4 protein-coding genes are annotated in these 20,430 nt (G+C 69.6%); all 4 read right to left on the reverse strand.

From position 1 onward, the window contains the following. Nucleotides 1–6: 6 nt before the first annotated feature. The 4 genes from AC0IZJ_RS23305 to AC0IZJ_RS23320 all read right to left on the reverse strand — a co-directional run bounded on the left by AC0IZJ_RS23305 (nucleotide 7) and on the right by AC0IZJ_RS23320 (nucleotide 20,429). On the reverse strand, nucleotides 7–16,590 hold the full coding sequence (locus AC0IZJ_RS23305) for a PA14 domain-containing protein (RefSeq protein ID WP_471853958.1): 16,584 nt from the start codon (nucleotides 16,588–16,590) through the stop codon (nucleotides 7–9). Beyond that, nucleotides 16,590–18,182 carry an EAL domain-containing protein gene (locus AC0IZJ_RS23310; RefSeq protein WP_471853959.1) on the reverse strand — a complete coding sequence of 531 codons (1,593 nt, stop codon included), beginning with the start codon at nucleotides 18,180–18,182 and terminating at the stop codon, nucleotides 16,590–16,592. Before AC0IZJ_RS23310 ends, AC0IZJ_RS23305 begins: the two co-directional genes overlap by 1 nt. A 73-nt stretch (nucleotides 18,183–18,255) precedes the next feature. Continuing rightward, on the reverse strand, nucleotides 18,256–19,077 hold the full coding sequence (locus AC0IZJ_RS23315; RefSeq protein ID WP_471853960.1) for an HDOD domain-containing protein: 822 nt from the start codon (nucleotides 19,075–19,077) through the stop codon (nucleotides 18,256–18,258). A gap of 8 nt (nucleotides 19,078–19,085) precedes the next feature. Further along, nucleotides 19,086–20,429 carry a hypothetical protein gene (locus AC0IZJ_RS23320; RefSeq protein ID WP_471853961.1) on the reverse strand — a complete coding sequence of 448 codons (1,344 nt, stop codon included), beginning with the start codon at nucleotides 20,427–20,429 and terminating at the stop codon, nucleotides 19,086–19,088. Between the last annotated feature and the right edge of the window lies 1 nt (nucleotide 20,430).

Consider the following 20,430-nt stretch of genomic DNA (forward strand, 5'->3'; position numbering starts at 1 on the left):
GTGCCCTCAGCCGCCCCCGCCCACCACCACGTGCAGCGTGGCCGTCTGCACCCAGATGACGCCCTGCTGCTCCATCACCGCGTAGTCGGTGAGCGCATTGCCGTAGACGTCGCTGCCGGTGGACAGCTGCTGCAGCTGCGTGTCGGCCGCGACGTTGATGACGTCGCCGCTGTCCAGCTTCAGCGTCAGCGCATGGTTGGCGTCAGTGATGCTGGTGATGCCCAGGCTGGACAGGTCGATGCCGCCGGCACCGCCGTTGCGCAGGTCCAGCGCCTCGATGTTGTGGGCCACGTTGATGAGCGAGGCGATGTCGAAGCTCGCGCCGCTGGTCGTGAACTTGAGCAGGTCGATGCCGGCGCCGCCGTCGGCCGAGGTCAGATCGGCAGGCGAGGCGGCGATCAGCGTGTCATCGCCATTGCCGCCCAGCAGCGTGTCCGCGCCGCCGCCGCCGGTCAGCGTGTCGTTGCCGTCGGCACCGGTCAGTGTGTTGGCGGCGCTGTTGCCGGTGAGGTTGTTGTCCAGCGCGTTGCCGCTGCCGTTGATGGCGCTGCCACCCGTCAGCGTCAGGTGCTCGACGTTGGCGGCCAGCGTGTGCGTGACCGAGGCCTGCACGCTGTCGGTGCCGGCAGTCGCGCCTTCGGTGACGGTGTCGCCGGCGTTGTCGACGACGTAGCTGTCGTTGCCCGCGCCGCCGGCCATAGCGTCGGCGCCCGTGCCGCCGTCCAGAAGGTTGTCGCCCGCGTTGCCGGTGAGCTGGTTGTTCAAGGCATTTCCGGTCCCGTTGAGGTCGGCCGAGCCGGTCAGGATGAGCTGCTCGACGTTGACCGGCAGCGCAAAGCTGATGGACGCCTGCACGATGTCCAGGCCGGCATTGACCGCCTCGCTGACGACGTCGCCGGCGTTGTCGACGAAGTAGGTGTCATTCCCCGCGCCGCCCGCCAGCGCATCGGCGCCCGCGCCGCCGTCGAGCTGGTTGTCGCCGATGTTGCCGGTCAGCACGTTGTCCAGCGCGTTGCCGGTGCCGTTGAGGTTGGCGCTGCCCGTCAGCGTCAGGTTCTCGACGTTGGCCGCCAGCGTGGTGCTGACGGAAGCGGCGACTGAATCCGTGCCTTCGCCAAAGGCTTCCGTGACCACGTCGCCGGCGTTGTCGACGACATAGCTGTCGTTGCCCGCGCCGCCGATGAGCGTGTCGGCGCCTGCGCCACCATCCAGCGTGTCGTTGCCGCCCAGGCCGGTCAGCACGTTCGCGGCACCGTTGCCGGTCAGCACGTTGTCCTGCGTGTTGCCGGTGCCATTGATGGCGGCGGCACCGGTCAGCGTCAGGTTCTCCACGTTGAGGCCGAGTGTGGTCGTGACGCTGGCCTGGACCGTGTCGCTGCCTTCGCTGACGGCCTCGGTGACGGTGTCGGTGGCCGAGTCGACGACATAGACGTCATTGCCCACACCGCCGGCCATCGTGTCATTGCCGGCGCCGCCGTCGAGCAGGTCGTCGCCGTTGCCGCCGGTCAGCGTGTCGTTGCCGAGGCCGCCGAACAGCGAGCCGCCCGTGTTCGCCACGACGAAGACCGTGGGAGCCGCCGTCTTGTACGGGTTGGCCGCGGCGAGCTGGTTGACGGTGCCCCACTTCCAGGCGAGATAGCCGTCCAGGCGCTGCTGGTCGGCCACCGACAACGTGGTGCCGGTGACGATGACTTCGCTGTAGTCCGCGCTGGTGTTCCATTGGCTGCCCCAGCCGGTGCCGATCGTCAGTGCGCCGTTGAAGTTGAGCGACTGGTTGACGGTGGACACCACGTGCGTGGCCTCGGCCAGCGCCGTGTAGACGTTGGCGCGGGTGTTCCAGACCTGCAAGGTGCCGTCGACGGTCCAGGCCGACTTGAGGTTGGTGTTGGAGCCACCCACCACGTCGGTGCCGTTGTCGCCCTGCCCGGCAATCAGCAGCCAGCTGCTGCCGCTGACGTTGGTGGACATGGGCATGGAGAAACTGTCGCCCGACTTTTGCACCCAGTACAGGCTGCCGCCCGAGGCGATGGTGGCCAGGCTGATGCTCAGGCGGTCGTCCTGGCCGTCCAGGCGCACGGTGGGCAGGTTGTTCATGCCGTCCAGCACCAGCGTCGGCTCATAGCTGCCGTTGCTGGCCGTGGCGTCACGGCCGCCGCCACTCTTGTCGCGCCAGACGGTCACGCGGCCGTCGGCGGTGTGGCCGCTCTCGGCAATGCCTTCCTGCACGCCGTCGCCGTCCAGGTCGGCGGCATCCAGCCACACGGTCAGGTTGGAGAGCTGGGTCGGCGTCCAGGCTGCGACGTTGCCCAGCCTGAGCACGTCGTCGCCGTCGTTGCCCTGCAGCGTGCTGCCGCCGTCCGCGGTGAGCGTGTCATTGCCGTTGCCGCCCAGCAGCGTGTCGGCGCCGCCGCCGCCCATCAGCGTGTCGTTGCCGTCGCCGCCATCGAGCGTGTTGGCCGCAGCGTTGCCGGTCAGCACGTTGTTGCCCGCGTTGCCGGTGGCGTTGACGGCGGCGCTGCCGGTCAGCGTGAGGTTCTCGATGTTGGGCAGGCTGGGCAGCGTGTAGCTGACGCTGGACTGCACGGTGTCCGTGCCCTCGCCCACGTTCTCGGTCAGCGTGTCGGCGGTGTTGGTGACGACGTAGGTGTCGTCGCCCGTGCCGCCGGCCAGCGTGTCCACGTTCGGCCCGCCGATCAGCGTGTCGTTGCCGGCGCCGCCGTTGAGCGTGTCGCCGGCGGCGTCGGTGGCCGCCGCGTCGCCGAAGCTGAACACCGTCGACGGCACCGCCACGAAGGACGGCGCGCCCGGCGTCAGCCAGGCCAGTTGCGCCGTCGCCGTGCCGCCGCCTTCGCTCATCTGCACGACGATGCTGTGCAAACCCGCGCCGAGTGCGAACGACACCGAATCGATGTTGCTCATGTAGCCGTTCATGCCGACGACGTACTGGCCGTCGATGTAGACCGCCATGTTGTCGTCGTAGCTGATGCGGAAGGTGTAGTTGCCCGCTGCGGCGATGTTGAGGTAGCCGTTCCAGCGCACCGAGAAGTTGTCGGTGTTCACGATTCCCGTCGCTGGCGAGCCGGAGCCCCAGCTGAAGGCGATGTTGGCGTCCTGGCGCGTCAGCACCGGGTTGCCCAGCCAGCTGGTGTTGTTCCAGTACTCGGCGCGCAGGCCGGCCTGCTGGAGGCCGGCGAAGTAGTTCGGGCGGCTGCCGGAGACAAGGATGTCGTCGCCATTGCCGCCGTTGAGCGCGTCGGCGCCGCCGCCGCCGTAGAGCGTGTCGTTGCCGTCCATGCCGGCCAGCACGTCGTTGCCGCCGTTGCCGACGACGAGGTTGGCCAGCGCGTTGCCCGTGCCGGTGTGGGCGCCGGTGTCGGTGAAGCTCAGGCGTTCCAGGCCGGTGGCCAGCGTGAAGGTGGCGAGCGAGGTCTCGACGCTGTCCAGGCCGAGGGTGTCGGTGATGACGTCGGACGCGCTGTCCACCACGTAGGTGTCGTCACCGGCCGCGCCTACCATCGTGTCGTTGCCGGCGCCGCCGTCCAGGCGTTCATTGGCCACGGTGCCGGTCAGCGTGTTGTTCAGCGCATTGCCGAGGAGCTTGAGGTTGTTCTGGCTCAGCGCACTCAGGTTCTCGATGTTGGCCGGCAGGCGGAAATCGATGTTGGCCTGGATGAGGTCGGTGCCCTCGTTGGCGTTCTCGATGACGGTGGTGAATGGCAGGTAGACGTTGTAGGTGTCGTTGCCCGCCGCGCCGGCCATGAACGTGGCGTTGGGATTGCCGGCGTTGGAGGGGCCGGTGATGACGTTGTCCTGCGCATTGCCGGTGACGTTGATGTTGTACGAGGACTGAAGATCCAGGTTCTCGACGTTGGCGGCCAGCGTGTAGTTGAGAAGGGTCGCGTTGTTCGTCGTGCGTTGCAGGTAGACGGTGTCGGTGCCCTCGCCGGCGTTTTCGACGACGACGAGGTTCAGCGAGAAGTTGCCAAAGCTGTCGGCCTGCTGGTAGTAGTCGTCGTTGCCGGTGCCGCCGGCCATCGTCGTGGCGATGCCGCTGTAGACGCTGGCGTACAGCTGGTTGTTGGCCGAGTTGCCGGTGATGGTGCCGGCCGAGCGGCCGACGTAGTAGATGTTCTCGACGTTGGCGCCCAGCGCGTAGCTGGAGGAGGCGTAGACCGCGTCGGTGCCCTCGCTGGCGTTCTCGTTGACGAGGTCGCCGGCGTTGTCGACGAAGTAGACGTCGTTGCCGGCGCCGCCGGTCATGGTGTCGGCGCCGGCGCCGCCGTCAATGCGGTTGGCGCCGCTGTTGCCGAGGATGACGTTGGCCAGCGCGTTGCCGGCGCCATTGATGGCGCCGGTCCCCGTCAAAGTCAGGTTCTCGACGTTGGCGGTCAACGTGTGGCTGACCGAAGTCAGCACGAGGTCGGTGCCGGCACTGCCTTCCTCAACGACGGTGTCGCCCACGTCGTCCACCGTGTAGGTGTCATTGCCCGCGCCGCCGGCCATCCAGTCGGCGCCGACCTTGCCGTCCAGCGTGTCGTTGCCATTGCCCCCGAAGAGGGCATCCACGCGCGCGGCACCGTTCATCGTGTCGTTGCCGTCACCGCCGAAGACAACCGCATCGACCCGGCCCGTGCCGCGTGCCGACGCGCCGTTGTAGGTGGCCGTCATCGTCTCAGCAGATGATGTGCCGAACTGGATCTTGGCGCCCGTCCACATCGCGTCCAGCCCGACGGTGCCGAGTGCGCCGCCGGTCAGGTTGGCGGGCGTGCCCACGCCCCATCTGGTGGCCAGGTAGTTCTCGATAACGCGCTGCTCGCCGGGCGAGAGCACATGGTCGAACACCAGCAACTCGGAGACCGCACCGCGGCTGAGTTCGTTGTTGGTGCCGCCGTAGCCGGAGAGCTGGATCTTGCCCAGCCAGCCGTCGCTGGTGCTGCCGGTCGCAGGGATCGCCACGCCGTTCTTGTAGAGCGTGCCCGAGCCGACCTGGTCATTGGCCGTGTACTGGATGGGCGTGCCGGGCTGGATGGTGCCGTTGGTCTGCGAGACCCAGTTCTGGCCGTAGAGCTGGTCCTGGTAACCGCTGTGCCAGCCAATCAGTGCGTTGTCGGTGGACGAGGACACCAGCCGCCCGTTCTGCGTGCCGGTCATCTGGCCGACAACGAAGAGCGAGTAGTTCTGGCCTATCCACAGGCTGCTGGTCAGGTAGTCACCGCCGTCGAAGCTGACGGTGGGCTGCCCGTTCAACCCGGTCAGATTCAGCAGCGGCGAGGCGCCGGACGTGCCCTGCGTGAAGTTGTTGCCGCTGCCGCTCTTGTCGACCCAGGTGTTGAGGTTGCCGTTGCCGTTGATGAGGCCGGCCTCGCCGAGGCCCGAGGACGTGCCGTTGCCGTCCAGGTCGTTGGCGTCCAGCCAGGTGATCTTGCCGGCGATGGTGGCGAAGGTCGGGTCGGCCGACATGCCCCACAGCGTGCGCAGGTCGGACAGGCTGGGCAGCACCAGGCCGTTCACGTCGATGGCCAGGCTGATGCCGCCGACCGAGATGGCCGTCAGCAGCTTGCCGGTGTTGCCGTTGGACAGCAGCACGTCGGGTGCGGCGGTGCGGTAGTCGGTGGCGTTGTTGTAGTCGCTGCTGTTGAGCAGCAGCAGGTCGTTGCCATCGAGCAGCAACTCCAGTTTGCCGCCGCCGTCGGCACCGACGAAGTTACTGGTATTCACGTCGCTGGAGCGCACGGTGACGGTCTCGGCCGTGCCGCCGAAGAAGTCCAGCACCTCGATGCCGCGAACCTTGGCCGTCAACTGGTTGACGTTGGTGACGCTCAGCCCGTCGACCTTGAAGCTGTCGACGCCGCTGCCGCCATCGATGGCCGCGAAGCTGAGGTCGCTGACCGACAGGATGTCGGCGCCCGCGCCGGCGTTGAGGGTGTCCGCGCCACCGCCACCGATGATGTAGTTGTTGCCCGAATTGCCGGTGATGACGTTGGCCAAGCTGTTGCCGGTGGCCGTGATGTTGGCGCTGCCGGTCAGCGTCAGGTTCTCGAAGTTGGCCCCCAGCGCCCAGCTGACGCTGGCGTTGACCGCGTCCGTACCGCCGCCGGCCTGCTCGTAGAGCGAGTCGCCGACGTTGTCGACGACATAGCTGTCGTTGCCCGCGCCGCCCACCAGCACATCCGCCCCGATGCCGCCGTCCAGCACGTTGTTGCCGCTGTTGCCGGTGAGGGTGTTGCCGATGGCATTGCCGGTGCCGTTGATGTCGCCGGTGCCGGTCAGCACGAGCGTCTCGACATTGGCGGCCAGCGTGATGCTGATACCGGCCTGGACGATGTCGGTGCCTTCGCCGAAATACTCGACGACCAGATCGCTGGCGCTGTCGACGATATAGGTGTCGTCGCCCAGGCCGCCGGTCAGCACGTCGGCGCCGGCGCCGCCGTCGAGCACGTTGTTGCCCTCGTTGCCGGTGATGAAGTTGACGAGGCCGTTGCCGGTGCCGTCGATGGCCTCGGCGCCCGTCAGTTCGAGGTTCTCGAGGTTGGCGCCCAGCACCCAGCTGACGGAGCTGCGCACGGTGTCCGTGCCTTCGCCACTGTTCTCGGTCACCAGGTCACCGGCGCTGTCCACGACGTAGATGTCGTTGCCGGCGCCGCCGATCAGGCGGTCGTCACCGGCATCGCCGTCCAGCAGATTGGCACCCGCGTTGCCGGTGATCTGGTTGTTCAGGTCGTTGCCGGTGCCGTCAATGTCGGCGGTGCCGGTCAGCACGAGGTTCTCGACGTTGTCGGTCAGGCCGTAGCTGAGGTTGGCCGTGACGGTGTCGGTGCCGCCGCCGCCTGACTCGACGACCGTGTCGCCGCTGTTGTCGACGAGGTAGCTGTCGTTGCCTGCGCCGCCCACCAGACGGTCAGCGCCCGCGCCGCCGTCCAGCGTGTTGTTGCCGCTGTTGCCGGTCAGCACGTTGTCGAGCGCGTTGCCGGTGCCGTTGAGATTGGCGGTGCCGGTGAGCGTCAGGTTCTCGACCTCGTTGCCGAGCACGTAGTTGATGGACGCGAGCACCGTGTCGCTGCCTTCGCCCGGGTTCTCGGTGACGAGGTCGCCGGCGTTGTCGACGACGTAGCTGTCGTTGCCCGAGCCGCCAGCCATCACGTCGGCACCCAGGCCACCGTCCAGCAGGTTGTTGCCGGTGTTGCCGGTCAACGTGTTGGCCAGGTCGTTGCCGGTGCCGCTGATGTTGTTGCTGCCCGTCAGCAGCAGGTTCTCGACGTTGGCCGCCAGCGTCCAGTTGATGGACGACTGCACCGTGTCATTGCCCTCGGCGGTGTTCTCGGTGGTGATGTCGCCGCTGTTGTCGACGATGTAGGTGTCGTCGCCCGTGCCGCCGATCAATTGGTCGGCGCCCGTGCCGCCATCCAGCACATTGACGCCGCTGTTGCCGGTGATGACGTTGGCCTGCGTGTTGCCGGTGCCATTGACGTCGTTGCTGCCGGTCAGCAGCAAGTTCTCGATGTTGGCGCCGAGCGTGAAACTGACGCTCGAACGCACCAGGTCCACGCCCTCACCGGCGCCTTCGCTGACCACATCGCCAGCGTTGTCGACGATGAAGGTGTCGTTGCCCGCGCCACCGGCCATCACGTCGGCACCCAGGCCGCCGTCGATGGTGTTGCTGCCGCCGTTGCCGGTGATCTGGTTGGCGCCTGCGTTGCCGGTGGCGTTGATGACGTCGGTGCCCAGCAGCACCAGGTTCTCGAGGTTGGCGCCGAGCGCGTACGTGATGGCCGAGCGGACGGTGTCCGTGCCCTCGCCGACGTTCTCGGTGATGAGGTCGCCGGCGTCGTCGACGACGTAGCTGTCGTTGCCGGTGCCGCCGATGAGGCGGTCCGCGCCTGCGCCGCCGTCCAGCACGTTGGCGCCGCTGTTGCCGGTGATGGTGTTGTCCAGCTCATTGCCGGTGCCGTCCACGCTGGCGGTGCCGGTCAGGATCAGGTTCTCTATGTTGGCGCCCAGCACGAAGCTGGCCGCGGCGCGCACAGTGTCGATGCCCTCGCCGAAGTTCTCGACGACCTGGTCGCCCGAGTCGTCCACCACATAGCTGTCGTCGCCGGCGCCGCCGGCCATCAGGTCGGCGCCCGCGCCGCCGTCCAGCTGGTTGTTGCCGCTGTTGCCGGTGATCTGGTTCGCAAGCTCGTTGCCGGTGCCGCTCAGGTTGGCGCTGCCGGTGAGCACCAGGTTCTCGACATTGGCTGCCAGCACTCGGCTGACGGACGAGATCTCCGTGTCGGTGCCCGCACCGAAGTCTTCGACGACCGCGTCGCCGCTGTTGTCGACGTGGAAGGTGTCGTCGCCACCACCGCCGGCCATGTTGTCGGCGCCCGCGCCGCCGTCGATGACATTGGCTGCGGCGTTGCCGGTGATCTGGTTGCTGCCGGCATTGCCGGTGCCACTGATGTTGCCCGTGCCGGTCAGCACCAGGTTCTCCAGCGTGGCGCCGAGCGTGTAGCTGATGCTGGAGCGGACCGTGTCCGTGCCCTCGCCGCTGGCCTCGATGACCTGGTCGCCTGCGTTGTCGACCCCGTACGTGTCGTCGCCCAGGCCACCGGTCATGACGTCGGCGCCAGCGCCGCCGTCCAGCAGGTTGTTGCCGCTGTTGCCGGTGAGCTGATTGGCCTGGCCGTTGCCGCTGCCGTCGATGTCGGCGGTGCCGAGCAGGACGAGGTTCTCAATGTTCGCGCCGAGCGCGAAGCTGACGCTGCTGCGCACGAGGTCCGTGCCCTCGCCGACGGCTTCGGTGACCGTGTCGCCGGCGTTGTCGACGAGGTAGGTGTCGTCACCCGCCGCGCCGGCCATGCGGTCGGCGCCCGTGCCGCCGTCGATGAGGTTGGCGCCAGCGTTGCCGGTGAGGGTGTTGTCCAGTTCGTTGCCGGTGGCGCCGAGGTTGCCGGTGCCGGTCAGCACGAGGTTCTCGACGTTGGCGCCGAGCGCGTAGCTGATGGAAGAGCGGACCGTGTCCGTGCCTTCGCCGCTTCCTTCGGTCACCAGGTCGCCGGCGTTGTCGACGACATAGACGTCATTGCCCGCACCGCCGGCCATCGCGTCGGCACCCAGGCCGCCATCCAGCTGGTTGTTGGCGATGTTGCCGGTGAGCGTGTTGTCGAGGTCGTTGCCGGTCGCGTTGACGTCGCCGGTGCCCGTCAGCACCAGGCGCTCGATGTTGGCGCCAAGCGCGAACGTGACGCTGCTGCGCACGGTGTCCGTGCCCTGGCCGCTGAACTCGGTGACGGTGTCGCCGAGGTCGTCGACGATGTAGCTGTCGTCACCCGAGCCGCCGGCCATGGCGTCCGCACCCGCGCCGCCGTCGAGCAGGTTGGCGCCGGTGTTGCCGGTGAGCTGGTTGGCCAGCTCGTTGCCAGTCGCATCGACGTTGGCGCTGCCCGTCAGCACCAGGTTCTCGATGTTGGGGCCGAGCGTGAACGTGACGCTGCTGCGCACGAGGTCCGTGCCCTCGCCGGCCGCTTCGGTCACCGTGTCGCCGAGGTTGTCGACGACATAGCTGTCGTTGCCCGCGCCGCCGGCAAAAGTGTCGGCGCCTGCGCCGCCGTCGAGCGTGTTGTTGCCGGCATTGCCGGTGATGACGTTGTCCTGCGTGTTGCCGGTCGCGTCGATGTTCGCGCTGCCTGTCAGCACGAGGTTCTCGACGTTGGCTGGCAGGACCAGCGTGACGGACGAGCGGATGGTGTCCGTGCCCGCGCCGGCGTTCTCGGTGACGGTATCGCCGACGTTGTCCACCACGTAGCCGTCGTCGCCCGTGCCGCCGGCCATCTGGTCGGCACCCGCGCCGCCGTCCAGCACGTTGTTGCCGGCATTGCCGGTCAGCCGGTTGGCCGACGAATTGCCGGTGGCGTTGATGTTGGCGCTGCCGGTCAGCGTCAGGTCTTCGATGTTCTCGCCGAGGCGGAAGCTCATCGTCGAGAAGACCTGGTCATTCCCTTCGCTGACGGCCTCGGTGACGGTGTCGCCGGCGTTGTCGACGAAGTAGCTGTCGTCGCCCGTGCCGCCGGCCATCGCGTCCGCGCCGGCCTTGCCGTCCAGCAGGTTGTTGCCGCCGTTGCCGGTCAGCACGTTGTCCAGCTCGTTGCCGGTGGCATTGATGTCGCCGCTGCCCGTCAGCGTCAGGTTCTCGACGTTGGCGCCCAGCACATGGCTCAGCGACGAGCGCACCAGGTCCGCGCCCTCGCCGACGTTCTCGGTGACGGTGTCACCCACGTTGTCGATGACGTAGCTGTCGTCGCCCGCGCCGCCGGCCATGGCGTCCGCGCCCGCGCGGCCGTCCAGCAGGTTGTTGCCACCGTTGCCGATGAGGACGTTGGCGGCGGCGTTGCCGGTGGCGTCGATGTCGGCGCCGCCCGTCAGCGTCAGGTTTTCCAGGTTGGCGCCCAGCGTCCACGTCACGCTGCTGCGCACGAGGTCCATGCCCTCCCCGGCCTGCTCGGTGAGGCTGTCGCCGGCGGCGTCCACAACATAGGTGTCGTCGCCCGCGCCGCCCTGCAGCACGTCGGCGCCGGCGCCGCCGTCCAGCACGTTGTTGCCGGCGTTGCCGGTGATGACGTTGGCCAGCGCGTTGCCGCTGCCGTCGATGTTGGCCGTGCCCGTCAGCGTGAGCTGCTCGATGTTGGCGCCGAGGCGGAAGCTGACGCTGGACTGCACGAGGTCGATGCCCTCGCCGGCGGCCTCGCTCACCGTGTCGCCGGTGTTGTCGACGAGGTAGACGTCGTTGCCCGCGCCGCCAGCCATCGCGTCGGCGCCCAGGCCACCGTCCAGCGTGTTGTTGCCGGCGTTGCCGGTGATGACGTTGTCCAGCGCATTGCCGGTGGCGTTGAAGTCGCCGCCGCCCGTCAGCACCAGGTTTTCGAGGTGGGCGCCCAGGGTGTAGCTGAAGCCGGCGCGTACGGTGTCCGTGCCTTCGCCCGCGTTCTCGGTGACGACGTCGCCGGCGTTATCCACCACGTAGCTGTCGTTGCCCGCGCCGCCCAGCATCGTGTCGGCACCCAGGCCGCCGTCGAGGACGTTGTTGCCGCTGTTGCCGGTGAGGCTGTTGTCGAGGTCGTTACCCGTGCCGCTGATGGGCGCCGTGCCGGTCAGCACCAGGTTCTCGATGTTGCTGCCGAGCGTGAAGCTGACGCTGCTGCGCACGAGGTCCGTGCCGCCGCCTGCGCTTTCAGTCACCACGTCGCCGGCGTCGTCGACGAGGTAGATGTCGTCGCCCGAGCCGCCGAGCATCGTGTCGGCGCCCGCGCCGCCGTCGATGAGGTTGGCGCCGCCGTTGCCGACGATGCGGTTGTCCAGCTCGTTGCCGGTGCCGGCGATGTTGCCGCCGCCGGTGAGCTGCAGCTCTTCCACGTTGGCGGACAGCGTGTAGCTGACGCCGCTCTTCACCGTGTCGTAGCCGGCGTTGCCGTCTTCGGCCACCGCGTCGCCGGTGTTGTCGACGATGTAGCTGTCGTCGCCCGCGCCGCCGGCCATCGTGTCGGCGCCGGCCTTGCCGTCGATGAGGTTCGCGCCGGCGTTGCCGGTGATGACGTTGTCGGCGGCGTTGCCGGTGGCGTCGATGTTGCCGCTGCCCGTCAGCGTCAGGTTTTCGAGGTTGTCGCCGAGCGTCCAGGTAATGCTGGCCCTGACGAGGTCCGTGCCTTCGTTGGCGGCTTCGGCGAGCTGGTCGGCAATGTTGTCGACGACGTAGATGTCGTCGCCCGCGCCGCCTGCCATCTGGTCGGCACCCGCCTTGCCGTCGAGCAGGTTGTTGCCGCTGTTGCCGAGCAGCGTGTTGGCGAGCGAATTGCCCGTGGCGTCGACGTTGGCACTGCCCGTCAGGGTCAGGTTCTCGAGGTTGGCGCCGAGCGTGAAGCTGACGCTGCTGCGCACGAGATCCGTGCCCTCGCCCGAGCTTTCAGTCACCGTGTCACCGCTGTTGTCGACGACGTAGATGTCGTCGCCTGCGCCGCCGGCCATTGCATCCGAACCCGCGCCGCCGTCGATGACGTTGGCGCCGCTGTTGCCGGTGATGGTGTTGTCCAGCGCATTGCCCGTCGCGCTGTTGCTCGCGTTGCCGGTCAGCACCAGGTTCTCGACGTTGGCCCCTAGCGCGTAGCTGATGCCGGAACGGACCGTGTCCGTGCCTTCGCCGAAGCCCTCGGTGACGACGTCGCCAGCGTTGTCGACGACATAGCTGTCGTCACCCGCGCCGCCGGCCATCTGATCGGCGCCGGCGCGGCCGTCCAGCAGGTTGTTGCCGGCGTTGCCGGTCAGCACGTTGTCCAGCGCGTTGCCGGTGGCGTCGATGTCCGCGCTGCCCGACAGCGCCAGGTTCTCGACGTTCGCGGACAGCGCATAACTGACAGACGCATTGACGCTGTCCGTGCCCTCGCCCGCCGCCTCGACGACGGCATCGGCCGAGTCGTCGACGTTGTAGACATCGTTGCCCGTGCCGCCGGTCAGCATGTTGATGCCGGCAGCGCCCGACAGCACGTCGTCGAAAGCGCTGCCGACGAGGTTCTCGATGCCGGCGAGCGTGTCGCCCTGCGCATCGCCACCCGTGCCGCGGCCGGTGGACAGGTTCACGGTGACGCCCGCCGTCGACGCGGCATAGGTTGCCGTGTCGACGCCCGACCCGCCGACCAGCGCGTCCGCGCCTGCACCGCCCACGAGCAGGTCATTGCCCGCACCGCCGTCCAGCCGGTTGGCCGTGGCCGTGCCGATCAGCACGTCATCGAAGCCGGAGCCGGTCAGGTTCTCGATGGCGTCGAAGCTGTCCCCGGCCGCGTCGCCCGTGTTCAGCGCTGTGTCGGCCAGGCTGACGGTCAGGCCGCTCAACGCGCCGGCATAGCTCGCCGTGTCGCTGCCGGCGCCGCCGATCAGCACGTCCGCACCGGCGCCGCCGATCAGCACGTCGTCGCCCGCGCCGCCCAGGAGCTTGTTGACGCCGGCATCGCCTTCCAGCGTGTCGTCGAAGGCCGAGCCGGTCAGGTTCTCGATGGATTGAAAGCTGTCGCCGATCGCGTCGCCCGCGTTGTTCACGGCGTTGACGAGGCTGGCCTTCACGCCGCTTGAGGCGCCCGCGTAGGTGGCCGTGTCGTTGCCGGCGCCGCCGATGAGCTGGTCGGCGCCCGCGCCGCCGTCCAGCAGGTCGTCGCCGCTGCCGCCGTCGAGGCGGTTGTCGCTGGCGTCGCCCTTCAGCGAGTCGGCGAAGTTGGAGCCGACAAGGTTCTCGACGGCGTCGATCAGGTTGCCCTGCGCGTCGCCGCCGTTGCCCGTGCCGGCCAGCAGGTCGACCTGCACGGCGGCCGCCGAAGCGGCGTAGGTCAGCGTGTCGTTGCCGAGCCCGCCGTGGATGACGTCATTGCCGCCGCGGCCTTCGATGAGGTCGTCGCCGTCGCCACCGCTGATGACGTTGGCGTTCGTGTCGCCGACCAGCGTGTCCTCGTAGTTGGAGCCGGCCAGGTTCTCGATGGACACATAGCTGTCGCCGGCGGCCGCGCCGGTGTTGGTGGCCGGTGCCAGCAGGCTGGCCGCCACGCCGGCCGTGGCGCTGGCATAACTGGCCGTGTCCACGCCATCGCCGCCGTCAAGCACGTCACCGGCGTCACCGCCGTCCAGCACGTCGTCACCCGCGCCGCCCATCAATCTGTTCACACCGGCCGTGCCGGTCAGTGCGTCGTCCTTGTCGGAGCCGGTCAGGTTCTCGACACCGCTGAGCCGGTCGCCTTCGGCGTCGCCGCCCAGGCCGATGCCGGTCGCAAGGTTCACGCGCACGCCCTGTGCGGACGCCGCGTAGGTCGCCGTGTCCGTGCCGGTGCCGCCGGTCAGCATATCGGCGCCGCTGCCGCCGTCGAGCAAATCGTCGCCATCGCCGCCGTCGAGCTTGTCGTTGCCAGCCAGGCCGACCAGCGTGTCGTTGCCCGCATTGCCGATCAGCGTGTTGGCGCTGGCCTCGCCGGTGAGCTGGTCATCGCCACTGCCGCCGGCCAGGTTCTCGATGGACTGGAAGCTGTCGCCCGTCGCATCGCCGCCGGCGACGACCCCGGTCGTCAGGTTGATCTGCACCGCGACCGTCGAGGTGCTGTAGTCGGCCATGTCGGAGCCGTCGCCACCCATCAGCGTGTCGGCGCCGGCGCCGCCGATCAGCACGTCGTTGCCACGGCCGCCGTCCAGCACGTTGCTGCCGTCACCGGCCACGAGACGGTCGGAGAAGCGCGAGCCGACCAGGTTCTCGATGTTGGCCAGCGTGTCGCCCGCCGCGTCGCCGCCCGCGCCGGGCGTGGCGCCGGTCAGGTCGACCTTCACGCCTTCCTGCGAGTCGGCATAACTGGCCGTGTCCGTGCCGTCGCCACCGTCCATCACGTCGGCGCCCGCGCCGCCGATCAGCGTGTCGTCGCCGGCGCCGCCCTGCAGGCCGTCGTTGCCAGGGTTGCCGATCAGCAGGTTGTCGAAGCCGTCGCCGATCAGCGTGTCGTCGTTTTCCGAGCCGGCCAGGTTCTCGATGCCGCTGAAGGCATCGCCCTGGGCCTCGCCGGTGTTCAGCGCCGCATTGGCCAGGCTGACCAGCACGCCGGTCTGCGCGTCGATATAGCTGGCGGTGTCCTTGCCGTCGCCGCCGGTCAGGGCGTCGGCGCCCTCGCCGCCTTCGAGCTCGTCATCGCCGGCGCCGCCGTCCAGCTTGTTGGCGCCGGCATCGCCGATCAGCAGGTCGTTCAGCGCCGAGCCGGTCAGGTGCTCGATGTCCTGCAGCCGGTCACCGGTCGCGTCGCCGCCGCTGCCCTGGCCCGTGCCCAGGCTGACGTTCACGCCAGCTGCCGAGTTGGCGTAGCTGGCCGTGTCGTTGCCGGCACCGCCTTGCAGGCTGTCGGCGCCGCCGCGGCCTTCCAACAAGTCGTCGCCCGCGCCGGCCTGCAGCACGTTGGCGAGCGCATCGCCGCGCAACGTGTCGTCAAAGTCGGAGCCGATGACGTTCTCGATCTGCGAGAGCGTGTCGCCCTCGGCCTCGCCGCCCTTGGCGGTCCCGGCGGCCAGGTCGACAGTGACGCCTGCACCGGAGCCGCTGAAGACGGCCGTGTCGATGCCGGCGCCGCCGACGAGCTGGTCCGCGCCGCCGCGGCCTTCGAGGATGTCGTTGCCCGCACCGCCGTCCAGCTTGTTGGCACCGGCCTCGCCGCGCAGTGTGTCGGCCCCGCCGCTGCCGCTGAGGTTTTCTATGCCTTCGAGCGTGTCGCCGTCGGCATCGCCGCCACTGGCGGTGTTGCTCGCCAGGTCGACGTTCACGCCGGCCGACGAGCCCTCGAAGCTGGCCGTGTCGATGCCGGTGCCGCCAACGAGCTTGTCTGCCCCGTCGCCGCCCACCAACCAGTCGGCGCCAGCGCCGCCATCGAGCTTGTCGGCTCCGGCGCCGCCGGAGATGCGGTCCGCGCCGACGAGGCCGGTGATGGTGTCGTTGCCGGCGCCGCCGTCGATGAGGTCGCCCAGGCCGTAGGCCGGGAAGACCACGCCCGGCTTGCCGCCCGACTCGTAGGCCATGTCCGCGGCGCCGCTCACGTCGCGCACGATGGCCGGCACGGTGAGCCTGCCTTCCAGCGTCGCGCCGTCCACGGTGGCCGTGGCGGTGACGACGATGTCGAAGGTCGCGCCGCTGGCGCCACCCGTGTCGGCCGCGACCGCGTAGCGCACCATGACGCTGAAGCTCGTCTTCGCGCCGTCGGCCGGCACGGCCAGCTCCCAGCCGGTGGCGCCCTTGGTGGCGCCGACGACCTCGAAGCCGTCCGGCAGGCCGCCGATGACGACGGTCTTGACCAGCGGCGCCGTCTTGGACGACAGCGTGATGTCGAACTGCCGCGCCCAGCCCGAGCCCATGCCCTGGCCGCCGTCGCCGGCGATGGTGTCGTCGCCGGCCGTGCCGTGGATGACCTCGGGCGCGGCCTGGGCGGCGGCGGAGAAGTCGCTGGCCGATTCGGCCGAGCCGCCCGAGCCGGTGATCGTCGTGCCGCTGACCTCCTGGCCGGTGACGTTGTGGAACTGGCCCGCCACGGTCAGCGTGGGGCCCGCGGGTGGCGGCGGGGGCGTGCCGCCGCCGGGGTTGCCGGCCGGCGCGGGTGCCACCTGGATGACCAGCGAGAACGGCCGCGCCTCGTCGTGGTACTCGGCCTTGGACGTGCCCTCGCCGCCGCCGGTGCCGGAGACCATGCCGCTCTCCAGCACGGGCTTGGGCGGCGGCGGCATCTCGCTGCTTTCACGCGCGGACGGTGCCTGCGGGTCTTCCGTCGTGTTCTTCTCGATGGTGCGCAGCAGCGTGTCGGTGATGTTGACCGGCCCGGCCTGGGCGATCAGCGTCGACGCCTCGACGGCGCCGTCCCAGAACAGCAGCTTGAAGTCGGGGTCGGCCAGCGCGCGCAGCGCGGCGCCCTGGAAGACATGCTGGCTGCCGTCGGCCATGACCAGCACCAGGTCCACACCGGCCACCTGCACCTTGACGATGGACGCGCGCGACAGCGCGAGCTTGAGGGCCGCGTCTGCCGTAGGCGCATGGATGACGACTTTGCCCGCGACGTTGTCCATCAGCTACTCCGTGATTCTTCAGCGCAGGGGATGCCGGCAGCGCGCAGCAGCTCGGCATCCGCCTCGCTGGCCGCCTCGCCGGCCAGCACGCGCAGGGCTTCCGAGGCGCCCAGTTCCACCATCAATTGCAGCAGCCGGCGCTTGCCCGCGCTGCCGTCGCCGGCCAGGCCGGTGCTCATGGTCGGCCCCAGGCGCAGATAACCCACGCCCAGGCGGCGCAGCAGCGCCAGGTCTTCGGGCGGCGACACGACGCGGCGGATGCCGATGCGCACGCCGTGGCGTTGCAGCATGGTCGTCAGCGGCCCGAGCACGCTCACCACATGGCGTTCGCCGTCGATCTCGAACTCCACCCACAGCCTCGTGGCCAGCGGGCCGACGGCGGCCAGCGCCTCGTCAAACCGGCTGACGAAGGTGGGCCGCTCGGCCGATCTCGGCGAGATGCGGATGGCCAGCTCGTCACCGTGGCCGGCAATCCGGGCCAGGGCCAGCTCGGCCACGCGCAGGTCGATGTCGGCGATGCGCGCGGTGCGCAGGGCCGAGGGCAGCACCTCGTCGGGGCCGAAGTAGCGCCCATCCGCATGCTGCAGCCGCACCTGCGCGAGCTGGTGGACGGCAACGCCATCCGCCGCGGCCACCGGCGCCAGGCTCAGGTCGACGCGGCCGGTCAGAAGCGCCTCGTCGATGAGGCTGCGCCACTGCGCCAGCGACACCGTCGGGCCGGACCGGCTGGCGCGCGCCATCATCCAGGGCGTGTCGCCGCCCTCGCTGGACTGAAGCGCCCGGTCCACGCGGGACATCACCGCGCCAATCGTCTCGCCGCCATGGAAGGCGCTGGCCGCCAGCCAGCCCACACGCGGCCGGTCGGTCAGCTCGCGCTGCTTGAGGCCGTGCAGCGCATCGGCCAGCTCACGCGTCCAGGCGTCCAGCGCGTCGGGCGGCACGCGCGGCACCAGCACGCCGAAGTCCGCCCCGTTCAGCCGCGCCACCATGCCGCCGCTCTCGTCCATCCGAAGCGCCCGGGTGCGCAGCAGCGTGGCCACCTGCTTGAGCAGCTCGTCCGCACGCTCGCGGCCGGCGCGCTGGTTCAGGCCGGCCAGGTCGTCCACGCGCAGCAGCACCATGCCGCCGGTGGCTTCTTCATCCGGGTCGCGCAGCAGCGAGGCCAGGCGGTCCATGAATTGCGCGCGCGCGGCCAAGCCGGTCACCGGGTCGACCGAGATCTCGGCATGCAACACGCCCAGGCGGTGGTCGCGGTCGTCCAGTTGCGCCTTGATGCGGGTCAGCGCGACGTTGATGCTGCGCGACATGGGCGCCCATTCGAGCGGGCCGTCCTGCGCGCGCTCGCCGATGCGGCCCTCGCCGGCAGCGTCGAGCTGCCCCATCAGCGGCTCGGCGCCGCGCAGCCACCAGCGCGAGATGAACAGGAGTGCCGCCATCGTCACGACGGCCGCCAGACCATGGAGGACGAGCAGCCAGCCGAACTGGGTTGGCGTCAACGCGCCATGCAGCAGCCACCAGTTGCCAATGGCCGACAGCGTGAAACCGCCCGCCACCGCAGCTGCGGATCGCCGTGTGGCGCTGCCAATGGTCATGTCTGCACCCTTCGGCCTGCGGCCCGTCCCGCCAAGCGGGAGCGAGCTTGCTTGGGGCGGCCCGGCGCGGCGCTCACGCCTCGCCCCCTGCCGCGATCTGCTCGTATTGCGGCCCGAACCGCTCGTCCAGGTTCTCGGCCACCAGCGACGCCGCCGCGACGAGGCTGGCGTCCAGCTTGTGCAAGGCGCGCTGGGCGTTGTCGCCGGCCTCGATGGAGGCGGCCACCTGCGTGGCCAGAGCCAGCACGGGGGCCAGCGTGCCGGGCGCCGGGTTGGCATCGAGGTGATGGGCGACGGCCTCTACCACGGCGGTCGGGAAGCCGAGTTCGTCCAGCCAGGCGGCGCTGACCTGGGCATGGTCCAGGCCGCAGGCCTCGTGCTCCAGCGCGGCCAGCACCCGGCCGCGCGCGTGGCGCGAACCGGCCAGCACGCCGGGCAGCGCGTCCGGGAAGGCTTGGCAGAGGATGAGGTGGCCGACGTTGTGCAGCAGGCCGGCGAGGAACGCGGCTTCGGCATCCGCGCCGGCCAGCCGCGCCAGGCTGCGGGCGGCCTTGGCGGTGAGCGTGGCGTCGAGCCAGAACTGGCGCAGGTTGACGCCCGGCACCGCGACGAACACCGACTCCAGCCCACCGCTGATGACCAGCGTGCGCAGCGTGTCGGTGCCGATGATGGCGACGGCGTCTTTCAGGCTCGCGAGGCTGCGGCGGCCGGCGTAGTAGGGCGAGTTCGCGATGCGCAGCGTGCGCGCGGCGAGCTGCGGCTCCTGCTCCAGTTCATCGACCACGTCGGTGATGGAGGCGCCGGGGTCGCGCAGCTGGCTGATCAGGCGGCGCACGACGCGCGGCACCGACGGCAGTTGCAGCCGACCGCCCGCTGCGGCGCGCAGCTTGTCCATGTGGGCGCTCATGCCTTCGGCCCCTTGCCGTCCGACAGCGCATCGCGGAGCTGGTCCTTCTCCAGGTTCCACAGCGTCGAGTCCATGCGCTTGACGAGGGCGGCCTGTTGCATCACCTCGTCCTTCAGGCCCTCGTTGGACGCCGTCAGCGCGCCGATCTCGCGCTCCAGGCTTTCCACGCGCGTCAGCGCCAGCTTCACGTTGCTGACCAGGGCCTCCTGCGCGGGCAGGAAGTCCAGCATGCGGCCGACGCGCTCGTTGGACGAGCCGCTCTCCTGCAGCATGCCCTCGGCGGCGTTGGCCAGCCGCGCCATCGCCGGCACCACGTCGCCCACGCCGCCGACGGTGGCCGTGGTGCGCTCCAGCACGGCCTCCTGGCTTTCCAGCCGCTCGGTCAGGCGGGCCGACGCGCCGGCCATCTGCGCCACCTGCGGCACCAGCTGATCCAGCCGCGCCACCACGTCGGCCAGGCCGGTGGTGGACGCGCGGTGCTGCTCCAGGATGTCGGCCAGGAGTGTGGCCAGGAAGCGCTCGCTGATCTCGACGTTCTCGTTGACGCTGCTCTTCTCGGCCAGCGACAGCACGTTGCCGCGCACGGTCTCGATGAGGTCGGTGGCGGCCTTGCGCACGGCCACCATCTGGAAGCCCAGCACGATGGAGCCGACCAGGCCGAACATGGACGCCGAGAAGGCCGTGCCCATGGCCGACAGCGGCTTTTGCAGGCCGCCGACGATCTTGACGAACTCGCCCTCCATGTCGCCGCCGCCGCCCGCGCCCTTGGCGATGGTGCCGATGAGGTTGGACGTCTCGACCAGCGTCTCCAACAGACCGACGAAGGTGCCCAGCAGGCCCAGGCCCACCATCAGGCCGACCAGGAACTGGCTCAGCTCCTGGCGTTTGTTGAGGTACTGCTCCAGCGCCTCGATCTCGGGCTCCATCGCTGAGCTGTGGATGTAGACCTGGTGGCCCAGGCCGAGCTTCTGCAGGCGGTCCAGCATGCCGGTCACGAAGGCCGGCGGGCCCAGGCGCGGATGCTGTTCGCCGCTGGCATCGCCGTCCTGCAGCCAGCGCATGCCGGCGCGGAAGACACGGTCCTCGCCGAACAGCTCCAGCAGGTGGCCCACCATGGTCCACATGCCCCAGCACAGCACGGCAATGATCAAGCCGTTGAGGATGGGGTTGGACATGATGGCGAAGGACACGAAGTGCCACATCGACGCCGCGCCCGCCAGCATGGCCAGCAGCGGCAGCGCGACGAAGAAGACGTGGCGCGTGCCGATGCCGTGGTCCCGCCCCTTGGGCCCGCGCGGCAGCAGCGGCTCGGACACGACGGCGGTGTGGGTGTCGCTCATC

The sequence above is a fragment of the Roseateles sp. AC306 genome, assembly GCF_979253795.1.

Excerpts from the sequence above, each read along its gene's own strand:
- AC0IZJ_RS23305 (WP_471853958.1), bottom strand. The coding sequence starts at position 16,590 with ATGGACAACGTCGCGGGCAAAGTCGTCATCCATGCGCCTACGGCAGAC.
- AC0IZJ_RS23310 (WP_471853959.1), bottom strand. The coding sequence starts at position 18,182 with ATGACCATTGGCAGCGCCACACGGCGATCCGCAGCTGCGGTGGCGGGC.
- AC0IZJ_RS23315 (WP_471853960.1), bottom strand. The coding sequence starts at position 19,077 with ATGGACAAGCTGCGCGCCGCAGCGGGCGGTCGGCTGCAACTGCCGTCG.
- AC0IZJ_RS23320 (WP_471853961.1), bottom strand. The coding sequence starts at position 20,429 with ATGAGCGACACCCACACCGCCGTCGTGTCCGAGCCGCTGCTGCCGCGC.